General features: G+C 59.6%; 22 protein-coding genes. 15 read left to right on the forward strand and 7 right to left on the reverse strand.

Annotation, left to right across the window (positions count from 1 at the left end):
* Positions 1-29: 29 nt before the first annotated feature.
* The 3 genes from AB4P97_RS02130 to ccoM all read left to right on the forward strand — a co-directional run bounded on the left by AB4P97_RS02130 (position 30) and on the right by ccoM (position 925).
* On the forward strand, positions 30-371 hold the full coding sequence (locus AB4P97_RS02130; RefSeq protein WP_042558000.1) for a hypothetical protein: 342 nt from the start codon (positions 30-32) through the stop codon (positions 369-371).
* A 133-nt stretch (positions 372-504) separates the two neighbouring features.
* Positions 505-666 (forward strand): hypothetical protein, encoded by a 162-nt coding sequence (locus AB4P97_RS02135; RefSeq protein WP_164488105.1) that lies wholly within the window; start codon positions 505-507, stop codon positions 664-666.
* 145 nt (positions 667-811) lie between these two features.
* Entirely contained in the window at positions 812-925 is a 114-nt protein-coding gene (gene ccoM / locus AB4P97_RS02140; protein WP_003222396.1) for a cytochrome c oxidase subunit CcoM, read from the forward strand.
* A 632-nt stretch (positions 926-1,557) separates the two neighbouring features.
* Here ccoM and AB4P97_RS02145 read toward each other — a convergent pair.
* Positions 1,558-3,033 (reverse strand): inorganic phosphate transporter, encoded by a 1,476-nt coding sequence (locus tag AB4P97_RS02145; RefSeq protein WP_047300029.1) that lies wholly within the window; start codon positions 3,031-3,033, stop codon positions 1,558-1,560.
* 371 nt (positions 3,034-3,404) lie between these two features.
* Positions 3,405-3,605: a hypothetical protein gene (locus AB4P97_RS02150; protein WP_008080067.1), complete on the reverse strand. Its 201-nt coding sequence runs from the start codon at positions 3,603-3,605 to the stop codon at positions 3,405-3,407.
* A 647-nt stretch (positions 3,606-4,252) separates the two neighbouring features.
* Between AB4P97_RS02150 and pcaR the strand changes: the two genes are divergently transcribed.
* The 11 genes from pcaR (at position 4,253) to pcaC (ending at position 15,242) form a co-directional block, all read left to right on the forward strand.
* Positions 4,253-5,095: a pca regulon transcriptional regulator PcaR gene (gene pcaR / locus AB4P97_RS02155; protein ID WP_395602012.1), complete on the forward strand. Its 843-nt coding sequence runs from the start codon at positions 4,253-4,255 to the stop codon at positions 5,093-5,095.
* 294 nt (positions 5,096-5,389) lie between these two features.
* Entirely contained in the window at positions 5,390-6,736 is a 1,347-nt protein-coding gene (locus AB4P97_RS02160) for an MFS transporter (RefSeq protein WP_047300030.1), read from the forward strand.
* Positions 6,737-7,022: 286 nt separating this feature from the next.
* Entirely contained in the window at positions 7,023-7,880 is an 858-nt protein-coding gene (locus tag AB4P97_RS02165; protein WP_200613429.1) for a CoA transferase subunit A, read from the forward strand.
* Positions 7,880-8,659 carry a CoA-transferase subunit beta gene (locus tag AB4P97_RS02170; RefSeq protein WP_395602013.1) on the forward strand — a complete coding sequence of 260 codons (780 nt, stop codon included), beginning with the start codon at positions 7,880-7,882 and terminating at the stop codon, positions 8,657-8,659. The genes AB4P97_RS02165 and AB4P97_RS02170 overlap by 1 nt, the downstream gene beginning before the upstream one ends.
* The gene (gene pcaF, locus AB4P97_RS02175) at positions 8,656-9,861 is read left to right on the forward strand and encodes a 3-oxoadipyl-CoA thiolase (RefSeq protein ID WP_395602014.1); all 1,206 of its coding nucleotides are present in this window, start codon (positions 8,656-8,658) and stop codon (positions 9,859-9,861) included. Before AB4P97_RS02170 ends, pcaF begins: the two co-directional genes overlap by 4 nt.
* Positions 9,862-9,896: 35 nt before the next feature.
* Positions 9,897-10,601: a protocatechuate 3,4-dioxygenase subunit beta gene (gene pcaH, locus AB4P97_RS02180; protein WP_042558007.1), complete on the forward strand. Its 705-nt coding sequence runs from the start codon at positions 9,897-9,899 to the stop codon at positions 10,599-10,601.
* Between the two features lies 1 nt (position 10,602).
* Positions 10,603-11,169: a protocatechuate 3,4-dioxygenase subunit alpha gene (gene pcaG, locus AB4P97_RS02185; protein WP_047300034.1), complete on the forward strand. Its 567-nt coding sequence runs from the start codon at positions 10,603-10,605 to the stop codon at positions 11,167-11,169.
* A gap of 160 nt (positions 11,170-11,329) precedes the next feature.
* Positions 11,330-12,625 (forward strand): MFS family transporter, encoded by a 1,296-nt coding sequence (locus AB4P97_RS02190; RefSeq protein WP_042558009.1) that lies wholly within the window; start codon positions 11,330-11,332, stop codon positions 12,623-12,625.
* Positions 12,626-12,671: 46 nt separating this feature from the next.
* Positions 12,672-14,036 carry a 3-carboxy-cis,cis-muconate cycloisomerase gene (locus AB4P97_RS02195; RefSeq protein WP_395602015.1) on the forward strand — a complete coding sequence of 455 codons (1,365 nt, stop codon included), beginning with the start codon at positions 12,672-12,674 and terminating at the stop codon, positions 14,034-14,036.
* Between the two features lie 11 nt (positions 14,037-14,047).
* Complete coding sequence (pcaD, locus tag AB4P97_RS02200; RefSeq protein ID WP_395602016.1) at positions 14,048-14,839, forward strand: 3-oxoadipate enol-lactonase; 792 nt, start codon at positions 14,048-14,050, stop codon at positions 14,837-14,839.
* Between the two features lie 10 nt (positions 14,840-14,849).
* Positions 14,850-15,242 (forward strand): 4-carboxymuconolactone decarboxylase, encoded by a 393-nt coding sequence (gene pcaC, locus AB4P97_RS02205; RefSeq protein WP_007917093.1) that lies wholly within the window; start codon positions 14,850-14,852, stop codon positions 15,240-15,242.
* Between the two features lie 95 nt (positions 15,243-15,337).
* Here the strand turns inward: pcaC and AB4P97_RS02210 are convergent, their stop codons facing one another.
* From AB4P97_RS02210 to emhA, 5 genes are all read right to left on the reverse strand, one after another.
* Positions 15,338-16,144 (reverse strand): methyltransferase domain-containing protein, encoded by an 807-nt coding sequence (locus tag AB4P97_RS02210; protein WP_395602017.1) that lies wholly within the window; start codon positions 16,142-16,144, stop codon positions 15,338-15,340.
* A gap of 274 nt (positions 16,145-16,418) precedes the next feature.
* Positions 16,419-17,678 carry an OprD family porin gene (locus AB4P97_RS02215; protein WP_395602018.1) on the reverse strand — a complete coding sequence of 420 codons (1,260 nt, stop codon included), beginning with the start codon at positions 17,676-17,678 and terminating at the stop codon, positions 16,419-16,421.
* A gap of 440 nt (positions 17,679-18,118) precedes the next feature.
* Positions 18,119-19,579 carry an efflux RND transporter outer membrane subunit EmhC gene (emhC, locus tag AB4P97_RS02220; protein ID WP_047300039.1) on the reverse strand — a complete coding sequence of 487 codons (1,461 nt, stop codon included), beginning with the start codon at positions 19,577-19,579 and terminating at the stop codon, positions 18,119-18,121.
* On the reverse strand, positions 19,576-22,740 hold the full coding sequence (emhB, locus tag AB4P97_RS02225; protein ID WP_042558016.1) for an efflux RND transporter permease subunit EmhB: 3,165 nt from the start codon (positions 22,738-22,740) through the stop codon (positions 19,576-19,578). Before emhB ends, emhC begins: the two co-directional genes overlap by 4 nt.
* A 3-nt stretch (positions 22,741-22,743) precedes the next feature.
* Positions 22,744-23,901 (reverse strand): efflux RND transporter periplasmic adaptor subunit EmhA, encoded by a 1,158-nt coding sequence (gene emhA, locus AB4P97_RS02230; protein ID WP_042558017.1) that lies wholly within the window; start codon positions 23,899-23,901, stop codon positions 22,744-22,746.
* Between the two features lie 268 nt (positions 23,902-24,169).
* Between emhA and emhR the strand changes: the two genes are divergently transcribed.
* On the forward strand, positions 24,170-24,802 hold the full coding sequence (emhR, locus tag AB4P97_RS02235) for an efflux system transcriptional repressor EmhR (protein ID WP_042558018.1): 633 nt from the start codon (positions 24,170-24,172) through the stop codon (positions 24,800-24,802).
* Positions 24,803-24,935 lie beyond the last annotated feature (133 nt).

The following is a 24,935-nucleotide window of genomic DNA, read 5'->3' on the forward strand; positions in this document are numbered from 1 at the left end:
CGATAGCCTGCTGACAGGAGATCTCTTATATGTTGCCACCGATGCTCCCCTTGAGCGTTGTGCCAGTTACTTCCCAGCAGGATCCGATTCGTCAGCGACCGGACATTCCTCCTGTAGTGCCGGTGCAGGAAAGCTCGAACGAAAGCACGATCGATCTGCAAAAGCGTGATCCTGAAGAGGACGGTTTGCTGCTGCGCGAAGAACAGCGTCGCCAGCAGGAGCGCGATCGCCGTCGCCGCGAAGCCGATGAAGACCCTGAAGAGCACCTCGCCGTGCCCGGCGATGAACTCAATGCCGACAACACCGTGCCCGTCGTGCCGCTGATGGAAGATCAGCCGCGTCAGGGTTTGTGGGTCGATATCGAGATCTGATATTCGTCGTTTACATGAAATGTTCTAGAGCGTTGGTGCTGGCGACTGGTCAGCGCTGGCGTGAGGCTGCATTATTGGCGCAGTCCTGCCGTTGTCGCGGCAGTTGTGATTATTTTTAGCGATGTATGTTGCCATGAGCCAAGACGACAAACTGATCGACCTCAATTCTGAGCGTGCCAAGCGCGTACATGACATCAAAGAGAAGCGCTTGAACGAAGTGCGCAATGCCTTCGAGCAGGCAATGCCTTTGGGGAAACCGAAGAAAAAATCGAAGAACAAGCCGAAAAAGCGTTGATCTCCTCCTGCATCCGTTGATGCATGTCAGTTATTTCCCCTCCTTTGCGTTCTGTGTTGGCCGGACTTGATCCTGGTCAATTATTGCGCCTGCGTGTTTGGTTAACTTAGTTCCATCGCAGCAGAGCAGGTTCAGGAGGCCAGTCATGTTTTTCGATAACGTGGTTTTTGCCGGAGTGCTGACTGTCGGCCTCATGGTTCTGTTTTTTGCAGGGTTTGGATTTTTTATCTGGAAGGATGCGAATAAGCGCAAGAAGTGATTCTTCTGGATTGATGAGCACGCAAGGCATTTTGGGCGACTTCGGTTGCCCTTTTTTTTTGCCTTGGCGGCCTGTGGGCCGACCAGGTTGTTGGGGGGGGGGCTGTGTGAATATCCGTTTTTTGGGTGATGGCTGAGTAGGGTTCCGCCCTTACGGCGGGTCACCTTTTCCAAGCGCCGAAAAGGTAACCCAAAAGGCTTTGCCCTGACGTTCGGCCCACTCGCTGGGGCTCGGGGTTCCTTCGCTCCGGGATCCATCCGGGGCATCGATTCCGGTTTGCTTCGCTGCACCTCCTTTCGATGTTCTCCCCGGATGAATCCCTCCACTCAGCCTTCCGACGGGCCTGAAGATCAAAAGCTCAGCCGAGCTAACGCTCATCCTGTTGAGTGGGGGAAGATCGTGCGGTCGACTCTTGTTTTGTGGTGGGTTTTCCCTCGCGCCAGCCCTCTCCCTAGGGTGAGGGGCTCTTGATTTGCTGCCCCTTCGGCAGGCCGTACGCCGGGGCAAAGCCTTTTAGGTTTAGGGCGAGACCCTAAGCAGCCATCACCGCAGCCAAGGATATGGCCCCAAATCCCAAACCAAAAAAAGGCGCGATCCTTTCGAATCGCGCCTTTTTCATTTCCAGCTATCTATCAGCTACCCAACGCCTTGGACGCCAGCCAGAACAAGCCGGCGGACAGTGCCACGGTCGCTGGCAGGGTCAGTACCCAGGCCAGCAGGATGGTGCGAACCGTCCCGCCTTGCAGGCCGCTCTTGTTGGCGACCATGGTACCGGCCACGCCCGAGGAGAGTACGTGGGTGGTGGACACCGGCAGGCTGAAGATGTTGGCCATACCGATCAGGGTCGCGGTAGTGATCTGCGCCGACATGCCTTGCGAGTAGGTCATGCCTTGCTTGCCGATCTTCTCGCCGATGGTCAGTACTACGCGTTTCCAGCCGACCATGGTGCCCAGGCCCAGGGCCAGAGCGACCGCCAGAATCACCCAGAACGGGGCGTATTCGGTGGTGGTGGTCAGGTCTTTGCGCAGTTTGTCGAGGTCAGCCTTTTCGCGTGGTTCCAGGCCAGGCAACTTGCCGACTTTCTTCGCAGTGTCGTCCAGGCACAGCAGGTAGCGACGGACTTCAATACGGCTTTCGGAAGACAGCGAGCGATAGTCCGCAACACCTTTAAGGGTGTGCAACAGGGCGGTGATGGTCGGTTCGGTCTGCTGCGGGTTGCAGCGGAATTTCTCCGGCAGGTCGCCTTCCACGCTCTTGCCCAAAGCCAGGAATTCACCCAGCGAATCGCTGTTGCGCTGGTAGAACTGGCTCAGGTGCAGCGTCGCGTCGCGGGTGCGTTCGATCTGGTAGGTGGTGCTGTTCAGGTCGAGGACGAACTGCGCAGGTACGATACCGATCAGCACCAGCATGATCAGGCCGATGCCTTTCTGACCATCGTTGGAGCCGTGCACGAAGCTCACGGCCATGGCCGAGATCACCAGAACCAGACGGTTCCAGAACGGTGGGTGCTTCTTGTCATCGAGCTTGCGGCGTTGTTCCGGCGTCTTGTGCATCTTCGACAGCGGGCGCCACCATTTCAGACCGATCAGCACCAGCGCCGCGATCAGGAAGCCGGCCATTGGCGAGAACACCAGCGAGGCGCCGATGTCGATCGCCTTCTGCCAGTTCACACCATCGGCCAACGGAATGTCGTTGATCAGGGCGTTGGCCAGGCCGACACCGAGGATCGAACCGATCAGGGTGTGCGAGCTGGAGGCCGGGATACCGAAGTACCAGGTGCCAAGGTTCCAGGCGATTGCCGCGGCGAGCAACGAGAACACCATCGCCAGCCCGTGGCCGGTGTTCACATTGATCAGCAGCTCAACCGGCAGCAAATGGACAATGGCATACGCCACGCCAACGCCACCCAGCAGAACGCCGAGGAAGTTGAACACGCCGGAAAAGAACACCGCCAGGTGAGGCGGCATGGCTTTGGTGTAGATAACAGTGGCTACCGCGTTAGCGGTGTCATGAAATCCATTGATGAACTCGAAGGCGAGGACGAATGTCAGGGCGAGCAGGAGGCTCACAAGCACCCAAGCATCCAGTCCGCTGAATAAATCGATCATGAAGGTTTTCTGACCCGGTCGTAAGGGGGCGCGATTATGCCAGAAAAGTCTCGAAATCGATGCCCTACCTGCTAATCAGTAACACTCTTATTCGAATTAATTTGTTGCAGCGCATTAAAACCAAGCGGCGTGCAGGGTCTTTCAAGTTGCTGATTTTATTGGGAAAGGCCAATGATGGCGGGGCTTTTGACCGATAAAATACGGGCTCATACGCTTGTCTGAAATATAAATGAAACCTGTAAGAAGCTTCCTATCACCCTGTAGGACGGGGCAATGGCTGCTGCCCGCGGATAGCGGGCGCACAGGGCATCGTCATCACACCGCGCTTGTATACGGTGCGCACTGACCCTCGAATATCAAAACCGGTTGGCTCATGGCTCTTCGGCTTTGAGTTCCTTTTCGATCTTTTCGATTTCCTGCTTGAAGACCTGATCCTGAACGGTGGGGCGCTTGCGCCACGCCTTGCGTTCTGGTTCTGGCTGAGCGGCGTAGGTGGTGACTTCCCCGCCGTAAACTTCCTTGTAACGTTGTTCCTGGCGCTCAAGTTCCGCGCGCAGTTCGTCTTTCGTCACAGTGCTACCTGTATGAGTTGAGTTAAATGTCTGGTGAAACGCACTGCAACGAATCGATTGAGCAATCTACCGAAGACCAACACCTGAACAGGCGTTGCTGGGATCGGCAAGACGATCAAGACTTGCGTCTAGCAGGCGGCTACGGCACCAGATTAAAACTGACGCAGCATCAGTTTCCAGTTTCAGCGAGCGTTGGCATTACATTGACAATAAGTGCCAGGCGCTGGCCGGGGCCGACAGCGATGGACATCGCGTCAGCGGGTGGCGACCCCGGTATTTGAGAACGGGGTCCCACTGAGGTGCATTATAGCGGTCGATTCGGGAATGACTATCTTTGCCAAGTTAAAAACGGTTCCGGATGTGTGATCGTTTTGTTACTCGCAACTTTTATCGCTAGTTGAACTGTGCACAGACCGTTATTTGCGAAGTGATCTGTTTTTGACGTCATTTAGTCGAGCAACTCAGACGAAAATTCAAAGTGCCGACGAAGTCAGCAAACGTCACATGAGGTCAGGCAAACGCTAGCTGATCAATTGCGATAATCGGTCGGCGGTTCGATAATCGCCCAATCTTCGCGTCGCAACCCTTGTGCATCCCGCCGCGAGCCGCTTGTATAGCCATCGATCCGTGCCGGATAAGGACCTGAAATGAACGATCGAATGCGCAACTCCTTCACTTCCGTGGCGCCGCCGATCGTCGCCTCGCCGGCCAAGCGCATTCAGGCGCTGACGGGGGATCCGGATTTCATGACCTCGCTGGCCCGTGGCCTGGCGGTGGTTCAGGCATTTCAGGAGCGCAAACGGCACCTGACCATCGCCCAGATCAGTCATCGCACGGAAATCCCCCGCGCTGCCGTGCGCCGTTGCCTGCACACCTTGATCAAACTCGGCTACGCCACCACGGACGGTCGCACCTACTCGTTGCTGCCCAAAGTGCTGACCCTCGGCCACGCTTATCTGTCGTCGACGCCGCTGGCCGTGTCCGCCCAGCCATACCTCGACCGCATGAGCGAGCAACTGCACGAAGCCTGCAACATGGCCACGCTGGAGGGCGATGACATTCTGTACATCGCCCGTTCGGCGACCACCCAGCGTTTGATCTCGGTGGATCTGTCGGTGGGCGGGCGCCTGCCGGCATATTGCACGTCGATGGGGCGGATTCTGCTGGCGGCGCTGGACGACACGTCGTTAGGTGAATACCTCGACCACGCCGAACTCGTTGCCAAGACCAGCCGCACGATCCACACCCCGGACGCCTTGCTCGAATGTTTGCAGCAAGTGCGGCAGCAGGGCTGGTGCATTGTCGATCAGGAGCTGGAACAAGGCCTGCGCTCGATTGCCGTACCGGTTTACGACGCTTCCGGCCAAGTGGTGGCGGCGCTCAACGTCAGCACCCACGCCGGTCGTGTCAGCCGCACCGAGCTGGAACAGCGCTTTCTGCCGGGCCTGCTCAGCGCCAGTCGCGACCTCAGTGCGCAACTGTTTGCCTGATGAAGCTGTTCGATAAACGCACAGTGTTGCGTTTATCGAATTGACGCTAAAACCCCTGGATCATTAATGTCGCGGCAGCGTCATCCGGCGCTGATGTGAATGAGCTCGCCGGACTGCCGACTCCCATAATAATGACAAGAGGCAACTCACTATGCGCACGCTCCCCGACTGTCTCCGCACCGATCGCTGTTGCCGGATTCAACGCAACGCCTGATTCCGACCTTCTATTCTTGTGCCTGTGCCGCTCTCTGGCCGGCCGCCGTTCGACTGCGTTTTTTGCGTGGAATAAAAATAATGAACCAGCCTCAGTCCGCTGTGGGTAACTGCCTCGACGTGCAGACCTTCATCAATGCTCAACCGATCTCGCGCTATCAGTGGCGGGTGGTGATCCTGTGTTTCCTGATTGTGTTTCTCGATGGCCTCGACACCGCAGCGATGGGCTTTATTGCCCCGGCGTTGTCGCAGGATTGGGGCATTGATCGCGCCAGCCTCGGCCCCGTGATGAGCGCCGCGTTGATCGGCATGGTCTTCGGCGCACTCGGTTCCGGGCCTCTGGCAGACCGCTTCGGGCGCAAAGTCGTGCTGGTCGGCGCGGTATTTCTGTTCGGCGCATTTAGCCTGGCGTCGGCCTACGCCACTAACATCGAAGAGCTTTTGGTCCTGCGTTTTCTCACCGGGTTGGGCCTGGGCGCCGGTATGCCCAACGCCACTACGCTGCTCTCGGAATACACCCCGGAGCGCAAGAAGTCGCTGTTGGTGACCAGCATGTTCTGCGGCTTCAACCTCGGCATGGCCGGTGGCGGGTTCATTTCGGCGAAGCTGATCCCGGCGTTCGGCTGGCACAGCCTGTTGCTGATCGGCGGGATTCTGCCGCTGATTCTCACCGTGGTGCTGGTGTTCTGGCTGCCGGAATCGGCGCGCTATCTGGTGGTGCGCAACCGTGGCACTGACAAAGTGCGCAAGACGCTGGCGCCTATCGATCCGGTTACCGTCGCCCAAGCCTCAAGCTTCAGCGTGCCGGAACAGAAAACCGTCAAGGCACGCAACGTGTTCGCGGTGATCTTCTCCGGCACCTACAGCACCGGCACCTTATTGTTGTGGCTGACCTATTTCATGGGCCTGGTGATCGTCTATCTGCTGACCAGTTGGCTGCCGACGCTGATGCGTGACAGCGGCGCGAGCATGGAGCAGGCAGCGTTCATCGGTGCGTTGTTCCAGTTCGGCGGGGTGTTGAGCGCGGTCGGCGTAGGCTGGGCGATGGACCGGTTCAATCCGCACAAGGTCATCGGCACTTTTTACCTGTTGGCCGGGGTGTTTGCCTACGCGGTGGGGCAGAGCCTGGGCAACATCACGCTGCTGGCGACGCTGGTGCTGGTGGCGGGGATGTGCGTCAACGGCGCGCAGTCGGCAATGCCGTCACTGGCGGCGCGGTTCTATCCAACCCAGGGCCGGGCGACCGGTGTGTCGTGGATGCTCGGGATCGGCCGCTTTGGCGCGATTCTCGGGGCGTGGATGGGCGCGACGTTGCTCGGATTGGGCTGGAATTTTGAGCAGGTGTTGACGGCATTGGTGATTCCGGCGGCGTTGGCGACTGCTGCTGTCGTGATCAAGGGCATGGTCAGTCATGCGGATGCGACCTGAGTTTCAGCGTAGGAATATTCGTTGAATGTTCCGTCCCCTTCGCGAGCAGGCTCGCTCCCGCAATGGAATGCATTTCAAATTGTCGGAGCGAGCCTGCTCCGGGCGGCGTTCCGACGAAGCGTTTGATCTGATTGATAGGCTGACAACAATCTGTTCGATAAACGAACACTCAGTCGATTATCGGATTGTTTGGTGATTTTCACAGGCTTAATCTTCAGTGACTCCGGCGCTGAACCTCGCGCCTTTTTATCACTGGCGATCCACTACAAAAACGGGAGCCCGCTCCATGGCTGAGATCCTTTCGCTGCACGACGCGGTGAAGCAATTCGTCAACGACGGCGACACCGTTGCGCTCGAAGGCTTCACTCACCTGATCCCTACGGCGGCGGGTCATGAAATCATTCGTCAGGGCAAGAAAGATCTGACGCTGGTGCGGATGACGCCTGACTTGATCTACGACCAACTGATCGGTGCCGGCTGTGCGCGCAAACTGATTTTCTCCTGGGGCGGAAATCCGGGTGTGGGTTCGCTGCACCGTCTGCGCGACGCGGTCGAGAAGCAATGGCCGCAGCCGCTGGAAATCGAAGAACACAGCCACGCCGACCTGGCCAATGCCTACGTGGCTGGCGCTTCCGGCCTACCGTTCGCGGTGCTTCGTGCCTACGCAGGCTCTGACTTGCCGAAGGTCAATCCACTGATCAAGTCCGTCACTTGCCCGTTCACCGGTGAAGTATTGGCGGCGGTGCCATCGGTGCGCCCGGACGTCACGGTGATCCACGCGCAGAAAGCCGACCGCAAAGGCAACGTGCTGCTGTGGGGCATTCTCGGTGTGCAGAAGGAAGCCGCACTGGCCGCCAAGCGCTGCATTGTCACCGTCGAAGAACTTGTCGATGACCTCAATGCCCCGATGAATTCCTGTGTTCTGCCGACCTGGGCCCTGAGTGCGGTGTGCCATGTGCCCGGTGGCGCGCATCCGTCCTACGCCCACGGTTACAACGAGCGCGATAACCGTTTCTATCAGGCGTGGGACCCGATCGCCCGCGACCGTGAGACGTTTACTGCGTGGATCAACGAATACATCCATGGCAGCGCTGATTTCAGCGAATTCCAGGCCAAGTTGGCCGCTGCTTCGGAGGCCAAGTAATGACTTACACCACCAATGAAATGATGACCGTCGCCGCGGCGCGTCGCCTGAAGAACGGCTCGGTGTGCTTCGTCGGTATCGGCCTGCCCTCCAAGGCTGCCAACCTCGCGCGCCTGACCTCGTCGCCAGATGTGGTGCTGATCTACGAATCGGGCCCGATTGGCGCCAAGCCAAGCGTGTTGCCGCTGTCCATCGGTGACGGCGAACTGGCGGAAACCGCTGACACCGTGGTGCCGACTGGTGAGATTTTTCGCTATTGGTTGCAGGGCGGACGCATCGACGTCGGTTTTCTCGGCGCGGCGCAGGTCGACCGCTTCGGCAATATCAACACCACCGTGGTGGGCGACTACCACGCGCCGAAAGTGCGTCTGCCGGGTGCCGGTGGCGCGCCGGAGATTGCCGGTTCGGCGAAAAGCGTGCTGATCATCCTTAAACAGTCGGCGCGTTCGTTTGTCGACAAGCTCGATTTCATCACTTCGGTCGGGCATGGCGAGGGCGGTGATTCGCGCAAGCGCCTGGGCCTGCCGGGCGCTGGCCCGGTTGGCATCATCACCGACCTGTGCACCATGGAGCCGGAAGAGGGCACCCATGAGTTCGTGGTCACCGCGCTGCATCCAGGCGTGACCCGCGAACAAGTGATCGCCGCCACCGGCTGGGCCATCCGTTTTGCCGACAATGTCGCCACCATTGCCGAACCGAGCGAAGTCGAACTGACCGCGCTGCGCGATCTCGAAGCGCGCACCGCGGCGGCCCACGGTCAGGCACCGGGAGAAGCATGATGCGTGACGTTTATATCTGCGACGCGATTCGCACCCCCATTGGCCGTTTCGGCGGTGGTCTGGCCGCCGTGCGCGCCGACGATCTGGCTGCCGTGCCGATCAAGGCGCTGATGGAGCGCAATCCATCGGTGGACTGGAACGCAATCGACGAGGTGTTCCTCGGTTGCGCCAACCAGGCCGGCGAAGACAACCGCAACGTCGCGCGCATGGCGTTGCTGCTGGCGGGCCTGCCGGAAATCGTGCCGGGCGTGACCCTCAATCGCCTTTGCGCTTCGGGCATGGATGCGATTGGTACCGCGTTCCGTGCTATCGCCAGCGGCGAAATGGAGCTGGCGATTGCCGGCGGCGTAGAGTCGATGTCCCGCGCGCCGTTTGTGATGGGCAAGGCTGACGCGGCGTTTTCGCGCAACATGAAACTGGAAGACACCACCATCGGTTGGCGTTTTATCAACCCGTTGATGAAGGCGCAGTACGGCGTCGATGCGATGCCGCAGACTGCCGACAACGTCGCCGATGACTATGAAATTTCCCGCGAGGATCAGGACGCTTTCGCCCTGCGCAGTCAGCAACGTACTGCGGCCGCGCAGGCTGCCGGCTACTTCGCCGAAGAAATCGTCGAGGTGCGGATTGCGCACAAGAAGGGCGAAACCGTGGTCAGCCAGGATGAGCATCCGCGTGCCGACACCACGATTGAAGCGCTGAGCAAACTGAAACCGGTCAACGGCCCGGACAAAACCGTCACCGCCGGCAATGCCTCCGGGGTCAACGACGGCGCCGCCGCGCTGATTCTGGCCTCGGCTGACGCGGTGAAAAAACACGGTCTGACCGCCCGCGCCAGAGTGCTGGGCATGGCCAGTGCCGGCGTAGCGCCACGGGTGATGGGCATCGGCCCGGTGCCGGCGGTGCGCAAACTCATCGAGCGCCTTGGTCTGGCGGTCAGTGATTTTGATGTGATCGAACTCAACGAAGCCTTCGCCAGCCAAGGCCTGGCAGTGCTGCGTGAATTAGGGCTGGCGGACGATGCCGCGCAGGTCAACCCGAACGGCGGCGCGATTGCCTTGGGGCACCCGTTGGGCATGAGCGGTGCACGGCTGGTGCTGACTGCCCTGCATCAGCTGGAAAAGACCGGTGGCAAGAAAGGTCTGGCGACCATGTGCGTCGGAGTCGGCCAAGGTCTGGCGTTGGCCATCGAACGCGTCTGACGCAGCCGTGACGAAGAAGAACAGAGGAAATCGAAATGTCTGACAAGCCTGGTTACCGTCGCCCGCAGGAAGGCACCCAGCCTGAGTACCTGCACCCGACGTATCAATCCACCAATCTGCGCTCGCCGTCCAAGCCGTTGGTGTTTCTGCCGCATTCGCTGTCGGAAATCACCGGTCCGACCATCGGCGCCGAGCGTGTTGCCGAGAAGGACAACGACCTGACCGCCCAACACGACGGCGAGCCGCAGGGCGAGCGCATCATCATCCATGGCCGTGTGCTCGACGAAAACGGCTTGCCGGTGCCGGGGATTCTGGTGGAGATCTGGCAGGCCAACGCCGCCGGCCGTTACAACCACAAGCGCGATCTGCACGACGCGCCGCTGGACCCGAACTTCACCGGCACCGGCCGCACCGTGACCGATGCCGACGGCTGGTATCAGTTCCAGACCATCAAGCCTGGCGCCTATCCGTGGGGCAACCATCACAATGCCTGGCGCCCCGCGCACATCCACTTTTCGCTGTTCGGGCCGAGCATTCTCACCCGACTCGTCACGCAGATGTATTTCCCCGGCGATCCGCTGCTGGCCTATGACCCGATCTACAACTGCGTGCCAGATACGTCGGCCAAGGAACGTCTGATCGCCAGTTTCGATCTGGAGAAAACCATTCCGTCCTACGCCCTCGGTTATCGCTGGGACATCGTGCTGCGCGGGCGTGAAGCCACGCCGATGGAGAAATAAGATGACGCTGACTGCGACCACGTCCCACACCGTCGGGCCGTATTACCACATCGGCCTGACCTGGCTGAACCGCGAAAACCTCGCCAATGAACAAACCCTCGGCGAGCGCGTGGCGATCACCGGTCAAGTGGTGGACGGCAACGGCGATGTCGTCAACGACGCCATGCTTGAAGTGTGGCAGGCGAATGCCGCTGGCAAGTACGACCACCCGGAAGACGAGCAGGCCAAACCCCTCGATCCGCATTTCGAAGGGTTTGGCCGGGTGCCGGTGGATGCGCAGGGGCGCTTCCGTTTCACCACGATCAAACCGGGTACGGTTGAGGGCCTGAAGGGCTCGACCCAGGCGCCGCATCTGGTGGTGCTGGTGTTTGCACGCGGGTTGGTGAAGCACTTGCTGACGCGGATCTACTTTGAGGGTGAGCCGGCCAACGTTGCTGATCCGCTGCTCGAATGCGTGCCGGCCGAACGTCGTGCGACGTTGCTGGCCAAACCGGATGCGTCGGGGGTTTATCAGTGGAATGTGATTTTGCAGGGCACTGATGCCGAGACGGTGTTCTTCGATTATTGAGATCAAGAGCAAAAGATCGCAGCCTTAGGCAGCTCCTGCATTTGGAATGTGCTTTCTGTAGGAACTGCCGAAGGCTGCGATCTTTTGATGTTCCAGCTTGTGGAACGGGACTGTTGCAAAGTGTGTCTAGACTCTGACTGTCCCTATTGAGTGAAAAATAATGACAACCCAGACCGCCCATTACACCGGTGAAGAGCGCAGCAAGCGCATCTTCGCGATTGTCGGCGCTTCGTCCGGCAACCTCGTCGAATGGTTCGACTTCTACGTCTACGCCTTCTGCGCGATCTATTTCGCCCCGGCGTTTTTCCCCTCCGACAATCCCACCGTACAACTGGTCAACACCGCTGGGGTGTTCGCCGCAGGCTTCCTGATGCGGCCGATTGGCGGCTGGATTTTTGGCCGGGTGGCGGACAAGCACGGCCGCAAGAACTCGATGCTGATCTCGATTCTGATGATGTGCTTCGGTTCGTTGCTCATCGCCTGCCTGCCGACTTACAAGGACATCGGCGTCTGGGCGCCGGTGCTGTTGCTGTTCGCACGTCTGCTGCAAGGCCTGTCGGTCGGCGGCGAGTATGGCACCACCGCGACCTACATGAGCGAAGTTGCGCTCAAGGGCCAGCGCGGTTTTTTTGCCTCGTTCCAGTACGTGACGCTGATCGGCGGACAATTGCTGGCGGTGTCGCTGGTGGTGGTGCTGCAACAGTTCCTCACTGAAGACGACCTGCGTGCCTACGGCTGGCGGATTCCGTTTGTGGTCGGTGCGGTGGCGGCGCTGATTTCGCTGTTCCTGCGTCGTTCGCTGAAAGAAACCACCAGCAAGGAAATGCGCGAAAACAAGGACGCCGGCAGCATCCGCGCGTTGTTCCGCGATCACAAAGCCGCGTTCATCACCGTGCTTGGCTACACCGCTGGTGGTTCGCTGATTTTCTACACGTTCACCACGTACATGCAGAAATACCTGGTGAACACCGCCGGCATGCACGCCAAGACCGCGAGCTACATCATGACCGGCGCGCTGTTCCTTTATATGTGCATGCAGCCGCTGTTCGGCATGCTCGCCGACAAGATCGGCCGACGCAGTTCGATGCTCTGGTTCGGCGCCCTCGGTACGTTGTTCACGGTGCCGATCCTGCTTAGCCTGAAGGTTGTCAGCAGTCCGTTCCTGGCGTTCGTGCTGATCACCGTGGCGCTGGCCATCGTCAGTTTCTACACCTCGATCAGTGGCTTGGTGAAAGCCGAAATGTTCCCGCCGGAAGTACGCGCCCTCGGCGTCGGCCTGGCGTATGCGGTGGCGAACGCGATCTTCGGTGGTTCGGCCGAATTCGTTGCGCTGAGCCTCAAGGCTGGCGGCATGGAAAACGTCTTCTATTGGTACGTCACGGCGATGATGGCGGTGGCCTTCCTGTTTAGCCTGCGGTTGCCGAAGCAGGCGAAATATTTGCACCACGATCTGTAACCCCATGTGCGCGGGCCGCGATGGCTCGCGCCGGCAAGGACTGTTTATGACTCAGCGACCGGGCGATCAATTGTTCGATGCCTACTTCACCGCCCGCGATATGCGCGAGGTGTTCTGCGATCAGGGCCGCGTGCAGGCGATGCTCGACGTCGAAGCGGCGCTGGCTCGGGCCGAGGCGCGGGTGGGTTTGATTCCGGCGAGCGCTGTTGCGCCCATCGAGAATGCCTGTCGCGCCGACCTCTATGACTTCGCAGCGCTGGGCGAGGCGATTGCCACGGCGGGCAATTCGGCGATTCCACTGGTCAAGGCGTTGGGCAAGCAGATTGCCGCAACCGACGCCGAGGCCGAGCGGTATGTGCATCTGGGCGCGACCAGTCAGGACGTGATGGATACCGGGTTGGTCCTGCAATTGCGTCAGGCGCTGGATCTGATCGAAAGCGATCTGGCGCAACTGGCCGATTCTCTTGCTGCGCAGGCTCAGCGCCACGCGGCAACGCCAATGGCCGGGCGCACGTGGTTGCAACACGCGACACCGGTGACTCTGGGCATGAAAATCGCCGGATGGCTCGGCGCCGTGACCCGCAGCCGCCAGCGTTTGCGCGAGCTGAAACCCCGTTTGCTGGTGCTGCAATTCGGCGGAGCGTCGGGCACCCTCGCGGCATTGGGCGAACAGGCATTGCCGATTGCCCAGGCCTTGGCCGAAGAACTGCAACTGACCTTGCCGGAACAGCCGTGGCACACCCAGCGTGATCGCGTGGTGGAGTTTGGCGCGGTACTGGGTTTGATCGCCGGCAGCCTCGGCAAACTTGGCCGCGACATCAGTCTGTTGATGCAGACCGAAGCAGCGGAGGTTTTCGAGCCTTCGGCACCGGGCAAGGGCGGTTCGTCAACCATGCCGCACAAGCGCAATCCGGTGGGTGCCGCCGTGTTGATCGGCGCAGCCACGCGAGTGCCGGGGCTGGTGTCGACGCTGTTCAGTGCGATGCCGCAGGAGCACGAGCGCAGCCTCGGTCTGTGGCATGCCGAATGGGAAACCTTGCCGCAGATTTGCTGCCTTGTCTCGGGCTCACTGCAACAGGCGCGCCTGTTGGCTGAGGGCCTGGAGGTAGACGCCGCACGCATGGCGCGCAACCTCGACCTGACCCAAGGGCTGGTGCTGGCCGAAGCGGTGAGCATCGTGCTCGCACAACGGGTTGGCCGCGACACCGCCCATCACTTGCTCGAACAATGCTGCAAACGTGCCGTGGCCGAACAGCGCCACTTGCGCGCCGTGCTCGGTGACGAACCGCAGGTCACTGCGCAATTGAGCAGCGCTGAACTGGATAATCTTTTGAACCCCGCCCATTACCTCGGTCAGGCGCAGGTCTGGGTCGAGCGAGCGGTGGGCGAACACAACGCTTTGACTGTCTGAAGGAGAGGGCTGTGGCTTTCGTTCAACTCGCCGATGGCGAACTGCACTATCAAATCCAAGGCCCGGTCGATGCGCCGGTGCTGGTGCTGTCCAACTCGCTGGGCACCGACCTGCACATGTGGGACGTGCAGATGCCGGCATTCACCGAGCACTTTCGCGTGCTGCGTTTCGACACCCGCGGGCACGGCAAGTCGTTGGTGACGCCGGGGCCGTACAGCATCGAGCAACTGGGCCACGACGTGCTCGGGCTGCTGGATGCGCTGCACATCGAGCGCGCGCATTTCTGCGGGTTATCGATGGGCGGGTTGATCGGTCAGTGGCTGGGGATCAATGCCGGGCATCGACTGCACAAACTGATCGTGTGTAATACGGCAGCGAAAATCGGCGATCCGTCAGTGTGGAACCCGCGCATTGAAACCGTGCTGCGTGACGGTGCGCCAGCAATGGTTGCCCTGCGCGATGCGTCGATTGCCCGCTGGTTTACCCCGGACTTTTCCCAAGCCCATCCGGCCTCGGCCAAGCAGATTACCGACATGCTCGCAGCGACTTCGCCGCAAGGTTATGCGGCCAATTGCGCGGCAGTGCGTGATGCCGATTTCCGTGATCAATTGGCGTCCATCAACCTGCCGCTACTGGTGATCGCCGGTACCGAAGATGCGGTAACGCCGCCGTCCGGTGGCCACTTTATTCAGGAGCATGTGCGCGGTGCGGAGTACGCCGAGTCCTACGCGGCGCATCTTTCAAACGTGCAGGCAGGTATCGCTTTCAGCGATCGCGTGTTGACGTTTTTACAGGCTCAGTGAGGAAGTTTTTGTGGACGAGAAACAACGTTACGACGAAGGCATGCAGGTCCGCCGCGCAGTGTTGGGCGACGCGCATGTCGATCGCAGCCTGACCACACTGACCGAGTTCAACTCGGAATTTCAGGAGATGATCACCCGCCACGCCTGGGGCGACATCTGGACCCGCCCAGGTTTGCCTCGGCATACCCGCAGCCTGATCACCATCGCCATGCTGATCGGCATGAACCGCGAGGGCGAACTGAAACTGCACCTGCGCGCGGCGGCCAATAACGGCGTGAGCCGTGGCGAGATCAAGGAAGTGATCATGCAGAGCGCGATCTACTGCGGGATTCCAGCGGCGAACGCGACGTTTCATCTGGCTGAGTCGGTCTGGGATGAGCTGGGTGTTGAATCCCGGGAGTGATTGTCGGGTTTGAAAAGATCGCAGCCTTCGGCAGCTCCTACAGGGGATTGCATTGCATATTGTAGGAGCTGCCGAAGGCTGCGATCTTTTGATCTTCAGACTGTGGCCACAATGAAAATGCGCTTGAACGGAAACAGCGTGTGCCCGTTTTCCTCCTGCGGATAATGCGCATGCACCCGCATCAGAAAGTGATAAATGAAGCGCGCCTGTTCCTCCGACGTCAGCGCCTGCATCACCGGCCTTAGCGCCGAAACTTTTATCCAGTCATACACCGGCGACTTGCCGTCAACCACCTGCAATTGCTCGGTCTCCCAGATGTCCAGCGACGCGGCCAGCGGTGCGAGCAAACGGTAGTAATCCTCAAGTGACAGCAAGGGCCGCGCGGCCATGCGCTGGCGCAGTTGCGGTGTGCCCAGTGGCGTGTTGCCGGGGCCGGCATCGTCGAGGGTGTCGAGCATCAGTCGATACCACAATGCATCGCGCCAGTCCGGCATGTGTGCCGCCAGGCACCCTCCATCATTGAGCAGACCCAGCAGGTTCGGCAGTAACGTTTCATGACCGTTGATGAAATGCAGAACCGCCGCTGCGAACAGCAGGTCAGCAGGTTGTTCGGGTCGCCAGTCGAGCACGTCGCAGTGCTGCCACGATGCGTTGATCGGCAGGCAGCGGGCTTGTTCAAGCATTTGCTGCGAGCTGTCGATTCCCTGCAGTTGTGAGTGTGGCCAGCGCTCGGCCAACAACTGAGTGGCAATGCCCGTGCCGCAACCAAGGTCGTAAATACGCTGTGGGGTTTGCAGGTCGACACGGTCGAGCAATTCGTTGACCGGGCGTTGCCTGAGACGGGAAAACTGCTGGTAAGCCTTGGCATCCCAGTCGGGTGCCGTTTTGAGTCGAGCGATCATGAGGTGGTCCTCCGGTGATCAGCAGTGTCTTCCGTGACAGCCTGGCTCAAGTCTTGGGGACCAACTACAACAGATAACGGAAGTGGGTAGGGTTGTACGCCTGAGTCCTTCAGGTTTTTAAACTCTACTCGCCAGCAAAAAAAGCTCCAGCCGACCTGACGGGTGGCATCCTGATGCGGTTTTTTTTGTACGCGCTGCGGTACGCCGCGATCTTTTGATCCTGTTTTTCAGGATCAAAAAATCACAGCGTGCCGCAGCTGATAAAGAGGAGAGGTTAGAGCAAACTGATCGGATAGCTGACGATCAACCGGTTCTCATCAAACTCGTTATTGCTGAAATCCCGGCGCATGGTCGAATTGCGCCATCTGACGTTCAGGTCCTTGAGCGTGCCGCTCTGCACGGTGTAGCCCAGTTCCGATTCGCGGCCCCACTCCTTGCCGTCGGTGATGGTCCCGGTGTGTACGTTATCGCCGCTGATGTAGCGGTTCATCAGCGTCAGGCCGGGGACGCCGAGGGCTACGAAGTTGTAGTCGTGGCGGACCTGCCAGGAACGTTCCTGCGCATTGTCGTAGCTGGCGTTGTAGCTGTCGTTGGCCAGGGTGCCGCCGCTGGTGCCGTTGACGCGCATCCACGCGCTGTCGCCGGTGAGTTTTTGCAGGCCGACATAGAAGGTGCTGCCGCCATATTTTGCCGAGAACAATGCGGACCAGGTCTTGTTGTCGAGATCCCCGGCGCGCGCGCTGCCGTCGTCTTTGCCGTAGAAAAAACCGAGGTTGGCGCCCAGGGTCCATTCGCCCAGTGGCTGGCTGTGGATCAGATTGATGTATTGCTGGCTGTAGATGTCCTTGAGCTCGGCATTCCACAGACCGATCTGCGTGCGTTTTTCGTTGAAAGCGTATTCACCACCCTGGAAGTTGAAGCGATCAGAGGTGAACGCCGCTTTGCCGGTCATCGACATGTCGCTCATGCTGCTGTCGTCGCGCGGGCTGTTGGCGCGGAACTGACCGCCGTAAAGCGTCAGGCCGTCGATTTCTTTCGACGTGATCTGGCCGCCGCGGAAGGTTTGCGGCAGCGAGCGACCGTCGTCCGAACGCAGGATCGGCAGTACCGGCATCCATTCGCCGACCTTCACTTCGGTCTGCGACAGCTTCGCCTTGAACGCGACGTTGGTGCGGCCGAAGTTGTCCGCCGGGCGACCGTCATGATCCAGCGGCAACAGTTGCGTGCCGCCAGTGCCTTTGCCGCCATCGAGCTTCAGCGAATACAGCCCGAGCACGTCCATGCCGAAGCCGACGGTGCCTTGGGTGAAGCCGGATCTGGCGTCGAGGATGAAGCTTTGCGTCCACTCTTCAGCCTTGCCCTGAGCCTTGGTCGGGTTGGTGAAGTTGCGGTTGATGTAGAAGTTGCGCAGGTTCAGGTTGACCTTGGCCCCTTCGACAAAACCGGCTTCTTCAGCTGCAACGGGCAAAGCCGCGCAAGCCAGTGCCAGGGCGATCAGGCCGGGGAATGCGTACGGCGCAGTTGGGTGGGTCATTGCAGTTTCTCTTGTTATTTTTTGGGGCGAACGGAGTCCGGTGCCGGCGCTTTTTGCGGCGGGCATTGGCTTGCAGATTTCGGAATGAGCGGCGGTGATCAGCCGGACAGGGCAGGGCGCGGGGGCATGGTGTCGAACCTGATGTTATTGGTTTTGTGGGATGAATGGTGCGGGGCGCGGAGGCGGGGTTTCAATCGGGGAAAGCGGTTTTGGGGCGATTATCGAACGCAAGATTGGGCCGGGTTTTGCGATGCAGGTGATGGCCTTATCGCTGGCAAGCCAGCTCCCACAGGTTTTTGGGTTGTTCACATACCCCGGGTACACCCGAGAACCCTGTGGGAGCTGGCTTGCCAGCGATAGCACCCGCCCAGACAACACAGCTTTCTGGCAGGCAACAAAAAGCCCACCAATAAGGTGGGCTCTTTGTGTTCAGCAGATGATCAGAACAACTTCATCTTCGGTGCTTCTTCTTTCTGTGGTTCGTTTTGCGCAGTCTGCGCATTCCAGCCACCACCCAATGCCTTGTACAGGTTGACCGCACTGGTCAGCTGCGCGAGGCGGTCGGTGATCAGCGCTTGTTGGGCGCTGAACAGCTGACGCTGGGCATCGAGGAAGGTCAGGTTGCTGTCGACACCGATGCGGTAACGACGCTCGGCCAGGCGGTAGTAATCCTGGTTGGCCTGCACGAAATCACGCTGCGCCTGCAATTGCTCGGTGTAGGTCTGGCGTGCGGCCAGGCCATCGGCGACTTCCTGGAAGGCCGTTTGAATGGACTTCTCGTAGTTCGCCACGCCAATGTCTTTCTGGATCTTGGCGTAGTCGAGGCTGGCGCGCAGGCTGCCGGCGTTGAAGATCGGCAGGTTGATCTGCGGCTGGAACAGCCACGTCCCCGAACCACCCTTGAACAGACCGGACAGGTCCGGGCTCAGGGTACCCGCGTTGGCCGTCAGGCTGATGCTCGGGAAGAACGCTGCACGGGCGGCGCCGATGTTGGCGTTGGCGGCCTTCAGGTTGTACTCGGCCTGAAGGATGTCCGGACGACGTTGCAGCAGGTCCGATGGCAGGCCCGGCGGTACGTCGCTGAGCAGGTCATCGGCCAGCGGTTTGGCCGTTTGCAGATTGGCCGGGATGCCGGTACCGAGCAGCAGGGTCAGGCTGTTTTCGTCCTGAGCCACCTGGCGGGTGTAACGCGCCAGTTGCGCCCGGGCGTTTTCCACCGAGGTGCGCGACTGCGCCAGATCCAGTGCCGAGGCCACACCGACTTCATTGCTGCGACTGGTCAGCTTGTAGCTTTCTTCAAAGGCACCGAGGGTGTCCTGAGTCAGCTTGAGCAGTTCCTTGTCGGCCTGCCAGGTCAGATAGGCGTTGGCGACGCTGGCGACCAGACTGATCTGGGTGCTGCGACGCGCCTCTTCAGTGGCGAAGTATTGTTGCAACGCTTGTTCGCTCAGGCTGCGCACCCGACCGAACAGGTCGAGTTCGTAGGCGCTGATGCCGACGGTGGCGGAGTACGAACTGCTGATCATCGAATCGCCGGTCTGCGACGCGCGCGCCGGCAGACGCTGACGGCTGCCGCTGCCATTGGCCGAAACCGCCGGGAACAGGTCGGCACGTTGAATGCGGTATTGAGCCGCATAAGCGTCGATGTTCAGTGCCGCGACACGCAGGTCGCGGTTGTTTTCCAGCGAAACCTGGATCAGCTGTTGCAGGGCCGGGTCATGGAAAAACTGCTTCCAGCCCTGCTCGGCAGCGGCTTGCGCCGGTGCCTGGGCCGGCGAGTACGCCGGCCCCTGCGGGTATTGGCCTGCGACCGGGGCCTCAGGCTGCTGATAGTCAGGTATCAGCGAGCAACCGCTCAGCACGAAGGCGGCGACTGCGAGGGAGAGTAGCGACTTGCTCATTGGCCAGCCTCTTTAGGAGTTTCTATGGCGTCATCCTTGTCGGCATTTTTACGCTGACCAATGGAAGACACGGTGACGAAGAACAGTGGAACCCAGAAGATCGCCAGGATCGTGGCCGTCAGCATACCGCCAATCACGCCAGTACCGATTGCATGCTGGCTGCCCGAACCGGCACCGGTCGAGATTGCCAACGGTACAACACCGAGCACGAAGGCCAGCGAAGTCATGATGATCGGTCGCAGACGCATGCGGCAGGCTTCAATCGCCGCTTCGCGCAGACTGCGCCCTTGCTCATGCAGCTCCTTGGCGAACTCGACAATCAGAATGGCGTTTTTTGCCGCCAGACCAATGGTTGTCAACAAGCCCACCTGGAAGTACACGTCATTGGACAGACCGCGCAGGCTGGTGGCCATCAACGCACCGATGATCCCCAGTGGAACCACGAGCATGACCGCGATCGGAATCGACCAGCTTTCATACAGCGCCGCCAGGCACAGGAACACCATCAGCAGCGACAAGGCGTACAACGCTGGTGCTTGCGAACCGGACAGACGTTCTTCATAGGACAGACCGGTCCAGGAGATACCGACACCCGACGGAAGTTTCTTGGCAATCGCTTCGACTTCCGCCATGGCCTCACCGGTGGAGTAACCCGGCGCTGGAGCACCCAGCACTTCTACCGCTTCCACACCGTTGTAGCGTGCCAGCTTCGGCGAGCCGTAGATCCACTCGCCTTTGGCGAATGCGGAGAACGGAACCATGGTGCCGGAGGCGTTGCGCACATACCACTTCTTCAAGTCTTCCGGGCTCATGCGCGAGTCCGGCTGGCCTTGTATGTACACTTTCTTCACTCGACCACGGTCGATGAAGTCGTTGACGTAGCTACTACCCAACGCAATCGACAAGGTGTTGTTGATGTCGTTGATGGTAACGCCCAGGGCGCTGGCCTTCTCGTCATCGATTTCCAGCTGGAACTGCGGCTCGTCGTTCAAGCCGTTCGGACGCACCTGGGTCAGGACTTTGCTCTGCGCCGCCATGCCAAGGAACTGGTTGCGTGCCTCCATCAGTTTTTCGTGACCGATACCGGCACGGTCTTGCAGGAACACGTCGAAACCTGTGGCGTTACCCAACTCCAGTACTGCGGGTGGTGCGAAGGCAAACACCATCGCGTCGCGGAAACTGAAGAAGTGCTGTTGAGCACGGGCGGCCAGTTTGAACACGCTGTTATCAGCGTCTCGTTCGCCCCACGGCTTGAGCATGATGAACGCCATACCCGAGCTCTGGCCACGACCGGCGAAGTTGAAGCCGGTTACGGTGAACACCGAAGCCACCGCGTCAGCCTCACCGCCATCCTTGTTCGGACGCAGCAGGTATTCACGCATTTCATCCACGACCACCTGAGTGCGCTCTGCACTGGAGCCGGCCGGCGTCTGCACCTGGGCGAACAGAACGCCTTGGTCTTCTTCCGGCAGGAACGCGGTCGGAATGCGAGTGAATAGCCAGATCATGCCGACGACGATCAGCAGGTAAGCCAGCAAGTACGGCGCCTTGCGGGTCAGCATGTTGCCGACACCGCGTTCGTAGCTCCGCACGCCGCGGTCGAAGTTGCGGTTGAACCAGCCAAAGAAACCTTTCTTCGGCGTACCGTGCTCGCCTTTCGGAATCGGCTTGAGCATGGTCGCGCAGAGCGCCGGGGTGAAGATCAGGGCAACCAGTACCGACAGGGCCATAGCCGAAACGATCGTGATCGAGAACTGCTTGTAGATCACACCCGTGGAACCGCTGAAGAACGCCATCGGCAGCAATACCGCCGACAGTACGAGCGCGATACCGACCAGTGCGCCCTGGATCTGGCCCATGGACTTTTTGGTCGCTTCCTTGGGTGACAAGCCTTCCTCGCTCATCACCCGCTCGACGTTTTCCACCACAACGATGGCGTCGTCCACCAGCAAGCCGATGGCCAGCACCATACCGAACATGGTCAGGGTGTTGATGCTGAAACCGGCGGCGGCGAGGATGCCGAATGTACCGAGCAGTACCACCGGCACCGTCATGGTCGTAATGACCGTGGCGCGGAAGTTCTGCAGGAACAGGAACATCACCAGGAACACCAGCACCACTGCTTCGATCAGCGTGTGAACCACACCCTTGATCGATTCAGTCACCACCGGAGTGGTGTCGTACGGGAATACCACTTCCATGCCTTGCGGGAAGAATGGTTTCAGTCCGTCGATGGTGGTGCGCAAGGCCTTGGCCGTGTCGAGGGCGTTGGCACCGTTGGCCAGTTTTACCGCCAGGCCGGATGCCGGACTGCCGTTGAACTGGGCGCTGATCGCATAGTTCTCACCACCCAGGCCCACACTGGCGACGTCTTTGAGGCGGACTTGCGAGCCGTCCTTGTTGACCTTGAGCAGAATCTCTTTGAACTGCTCGGCGGTCTGCAGACGGGTTTTGCCGATGATGGTCGCGTTAAGCTGCTGGCCCTGTACGGCCGGCAAACCGCCGAGCTGACCGGACGATACCTGAACGTTCTGCGCAGCAATCGCGGTTTTGACGTCGACCGGGGTCAGGTTGAAGTTGTTCAACTTGGCCGGATCGAGCCAGATGCGCATCGCGTACTGGGCACCGAAGACCTGGAAGTCGCCGACACCCGCAGTACGGGAGATCGGGTCCTGCATGTTCGACACGATGTAGTTGGACAGGTCGTCCTTGCTCATGCTGCCGTCACGCGACACCACGCCGATCACCAGCAGGAAGTTCTTCACTGCCTTGGTCACGCGGATACCTTGTTGCTGCACTTCCTGCGGCAACAGCGGGGTGGCCAGGTTCAGCTTGTTCTGAACCTGTACCTGCGCGGTGTCGGAGTTGGTGCCTTGCTCGAAGGTCGCGGTGATGGTCATGCTGCCGTCGGAGTTACTTTCCGAGGACACATAACGCAAGTTGTCGATACCGTTGAGCTGTTGCTCGATCACCTGGACCACGGTGTCCTGCACGGTTTGCGCCGAGGCGCCCGGGTAGGTCACGGAGATCGCAATGGCCGGTGGCGCAATGCTCGGGTACTGGTTGATCGGCAATTTCAGGATCGAAAGTGCCCCGACCAACATGATCACCAGGGCAATTACCCAGGCGAAAATCGGACGGTCGATGAAGAATTTTGACATGGGTTACTCCCCTTTGCCGCCGGCGGCTTTATCAGCTGCCTGTGCGGGGGCCGGGTTCTTTACTCCGACGTTGGTCGCTTCACTGGCTTTTACTTCGACACCAGGTTTGACGTATTGCAGCCCTTCGGTGATCAGACGATCGCCCGCTTTCAGGCCATCTTCGATCAGCCACTGGCTGCCTACGGTGCGGCTGGCCTTGAGCTGACGCAGTTCAACCTTGTTGTCCGGGCCGACAACCAGTGCGGTCGGGGTGCCTTTGAGGTCGCGGGTCACGCCTTGCTGTGGCGCGAGTATCGCGGCGCTGTTCACGCCGGCCTGCAACTGGGCGTGGACGAACATGCCTGGCAGCAAGGTGTGATCAGGGTTCGGGAACACGGCACGCAGGGTCACGGAACCGGTGGTCTGGTCAACCGAGACTTCGGAAAATTCCAGCTTGCCGTCGAGCTTGTATTGGCTGCCGTCCTCGAGGGTCAGCTTGACTGCGGCGGCATTGTCGCCGGCCTTTTGCAGGCGGCCACTTTCCAGCTCGCGACGCAGTTCCAGCATTTCAACCGAAGATTGAGTAACGTCGACGTAGATCGGATCGAGCTGCTGGATCACAGCCATCGCGTCGGTCTGGCCGTTGTTGACCAGCGCACCTTCGGTGACCGAAGAGCGACCGATGCGACCGGAAATCGGCGCGTAGACCTTGGTGTAGCGCACGTTGATCTGAGCGGTCTGCAAGGACGCTTCCGATTCCATGCGATTGGCCACGGCAGTGTCGTATTCCTGACGGCTCACGGCTTGCTCATCGACCAATTGCTTGTAGCGGTCGGAGATCGACTTGGTCGAACGCAGGTTGGCTTCGGCGCTTTTCAGGGTCGCTTCATAAACCGACGGATCGATCTGATACAGCTGCTGGCCGGCTTTGACATCGCCGCCTTCCTTGAACAGACGCTTGAGAATGATGCCGTTGACCTGTGGTCGCACTTCAGCGATGCGGAACGCACTGGTGCGGCCCGGCAGCTCGGAGGTGAGGGTAAACGCTTGTGGTTGCAGGGTGACGACGCCGACCTGAGGAGGCGGAGCGGCCGGTGCCGCTTCTTCCTTTTTACATCCGCTGAGCAGCGATGCCAGGGCGACGGCAGTGACCAGAGCGGTAACAGCTGGCTTGAATTGCATGAAGATCCTCGGGTCAGGCGCGCAAAAAACGCACAAGAAGTGTGGAAGGGTAAAAAAATACTATCGGGTGGATAAGTAGCTTGCTAAGTAATATACTTACGTTCATGGTTGTTTGTAAACACCTTGGCCACGTACCCACCCTGTTACAAAAGTCGTTGCAAGGTTTGAAATTGTAGGCTGGGGAGCCGATTCAAGAGAGATCGACCCCCTCTTTGTTCAGCGGATGTTCAATCCATCCCTGAAATATCCTGTTTGAGGTTTTACTGCCATGGTCCGTCGTACCAAAGAAGAAGCTCAGGAAACGCGAAGCCAGATTCTCGAAGCGGCAGAGAAAGCGTTCTATGAACGGGGCGTGGCCCGCACGACTTTGGCGGATATCGCGACAATGGCCGGCGTCACGCGCGGCGCCATTTACTGGCATTTCAGCAACAAGGCCGATCTGGTGCAGGCCATGCTCGACAGCTTGCATGAGCCGCTGGATGAATTGGCCAAAGCCAGTGAAAGCGAAGATGAACTCGACCCGTTGGGCTGTATGCGCAAATTGTTGATTCATTTGTTTCATCAAGTTGCGCTGGACCCGAAGACCCGTCGCATCAACGAAATTCTGTTTCATAAGTGCGAGTTCACCGATGAAATGTGCGATCTGCGCCAGCAGCGCCGGACGGCCAGTCTCGATTGCAATCTGCGTATCGGGTTGACCCTGCGTAATGCGGTGAATCGCGGCCAGCTGCCGGAAGATCTCGACACTGTCCGTGCGGCCATCAGCATTCATGCCTATATCGATGGCCTCCTCTATGGGTGGCTATTGGCTCCGGACAGCTTCGAGTTGCACGCCGAAGCCGAGCGTTGGGTCGACACAGGGATGGACATGCTGCGGCTGAGCCCCAGCCTGCGCAAATGAACAATCTGTAATTGGCACAGCTTATGTCAGTTGGCCTGCTTTTATATACGTTTGAGGTGCGGAGTTTATAGGTAGCGAGCCAGGCATTTTGTAGGGATTTTGTGTCGCTGGTGTGAACGAGTGTTGCCAATGC

Origin of the sequence: Pseudomonas sp. A1230, from assembly GCF_044218825.1 — a bacterium.
Classification (GTDB): domain Bacteria; phylum Pseudomonadota; class Gammaproteobacteria; order Pseudomonadales; family Pseudomonadaceae; genus Aquipseudomonas; species Aquipseudomonas iridis.

Excerpts from the sequence above, each read along its gene's own strand:
- AB4P97_RS02135 (WP_164488105.1), top strand. The coding sequence starts at position 505 with ATGAGCCAAGACGACAAACTGATCGACCTCAATTCTGAGCGTGCCAAG.
- AB4P97_RS02210 (WP_395602017.1), bottom strand. The coding sequence starts at position 16,144 with ATGATCGCTCGACTCAAAACGGCACCCGACTGGGATGCCAAGGCTTAC.
- AB4P97_RS02215 (WP_395602018.1), bottom strand. The coding sequence starts at position 17,678 with ATGACCCACCCAACTGCGCCGTACGCATTCCCCGGCCTGATCGCCCTG.
- AB4P97_RS02195 (WP_395602015.1), top strand. The coding sequence starts at position 12,672 with ATGACTCAGCGACCGGGCGATCAATTGTTCGATGCCTACTTCACCGCC.
- AB4P97_RS02170 (WP_395602013.1), top strand. The coding sequence starts at position 7,880 with ATGACTTACACCACCAATGAAATGATGACCGTCGCCGCGGCGCGTCGC.
- pcaH (WP_042558007.1), top strand. The coding sequence starts at position 9,897 with ATGTCTGACAAGCCTGGTTACCGTCGCCCGCAGGAAGGCACCCAGCCT.
- AB4P97_RS02160 (WP_047300030.1), top strand. The coding sequence starts at position 5,390 with ATGAACCAGCCTCAGTCCGCTGTGGGTAACTGCCTCGACGTGCAGACC.
- emhA (WP_042558017.1), bottom strand. The coding sequence starts at position 23,901 with ATGCAATTCAAGCCAGCTGTTACCGCTCTGGTCACTGCCGTCGCCCTG.
- pcaF (WP_395602014.1), top strand. The coding sequence starts at position 8,656 with ATGATGCGTGACGTTTATATCTGCGACGCGATTCGCACCCCCATTGGC.
- pcaR (WP_395602012.1), top strand. The coding sequence starts at position 4,253 with ATGAACGATCGAATGCGCAACTCCTTCACTTCCGTGGCGCCGCCGATC.
- emhR (WP_042558018.1), top strand. The coding sequence starts at position 24,170 with ATGGTCCGTCGTACCAAAGAAGAAGCTCAGGAAACGCGAAGCCAGATT.
- AB4P97_RS02145 (WP_047300029.1), bottom strand. The coding sequence starts at position 3,033 with ATGATCGATTTATTCAGCGGACTGGATGCTTGGGTGCTTGTGAGCCTC.
- emhC (WP_047300039.1), bottom strand. The coding sequence starts at position 19,579 with ATGAGCAAGTCGCTACTCTCCCTCGCAGTCGCCGCCTTCGTGCTGAGC.
- AB4P97_RS02190 (WP_042558009.1), top strand. The coding sequence starts at position 11,330 with ATGACAACCCAGACCGCCCATTACACCGGTGAAGAGCGCAGCAAGCGC.
- emhB (WP_042558016.1), bottom strand. The coding sequence starts at position 22,740 with ATGTCAAAATTCTTCATCGACCGTCCGATTTTCGCCTGGGTAATTGCC.
- AB4P97_RS02165 (WP_200613429.1), top strand. The coding sequence starts at position 7,023 with ATGGCTGAGATCCTTTCGCTGCACGACGCGGTGAAGCAATTCGTCAAC.
- AB4P97_RS02130 (WP_042558000.1), top strand. The coding sequence starts at position 30 with ATGTTGCCACCGATGCTCCCCTTGAGCGTTGTGCCAGTTACTTCCCAG.
- ccoM (WP_003222396.1), top strand. The coding sequence starts at position 812 with ATGTTTTTCGATAACGTGGTTTTTGCCGGAGTGCTGACTGTCGGCCTC.
- pcaG (WP_047300034.1), top strand. The coding sequence starts at position 10,603 with ATGACGCTGACTGCGACCACGTCCCACACCGTCGGGCCGTATTACCAC.